The 586-nt window shown below is 70.5% G+C and carries 1 protein-coding gene; it reads left to right on the top strand.

Annotation, left to right across the window (positions count from 1 at the left end; genetic code table 11):
• Positions 1-586, top strand: a 586-nt coding sequence (locus V2S85_RS27175; protein ID WP_330705886.1) for a PfkB family carbohydrate kinase, incomplete at both ends; no start/stop codon positions are given.

Here is a 586-nt window from a genome sequence, read left to right as displayed (position 1 = left end):
ACCTGTCGGGCATCACGCCGGCGCTCGGCCCTGGAGGCGTCGCGCTTGCGCAAGCCGCCGTCGCTGGGGCCGATGTCGCCGGCGTACCCATATGTTTCGATGGCAATTACCGCGCGCTGCTGTGGGACGCGTGGGACAGCGACCCGCGCGGCGTTCTGACCGACCTGATGCAGTCGGCCACCGTCATGATCGGCAATCACCGGGATATCTCGCTGCTGCTGGGCAAGGCGTTCTCCGGTGACGGCTCCGACCGTCGGCGCGAGGCGGCGCTGGCGGCCTTCGAGGCGTTCCCGAAGCTGCAGTTGATCGCCTCGACCGCGCGGCATGTCGTGAACTCCGGCCATCACCGCATCGCCGCGCGTCTCGACGCGCGGGACGCGGCGCACCAGACGAGCGAGGTGGACGTCACCGGCATCGTCGATCGCATCGGCACCGGCGACGCCTTCGCGGCGGGCGTGCTGCACAAGTGGCTGCAGGGCGCGGACCTCGTCGCCACCGCGCAGGCGGGGCTGGCCTACACCGTGCTCAAGCACACGATGCCCGGCGACATGTGCCTGATCGGGCCGGGCGAGCTTGAGGCGTTCTC

This window comes from Novosphingobium resinovorum (genome assembly GCF_036352595.1).
GTDB classification, from domain to species: domain Bacteria; phylum Pseudomonadota; class Alphaproteobacteria; order Sphingomonadales; family Sphingomonadaceae; genus Novosphingobium; species Novosphingobium resinovorum_B.
The sequence above is the reverse complement of the archived record's forward strand: the minus strand, read 5'-3'. Positions and strand labels throughout refer to the sequence as shown.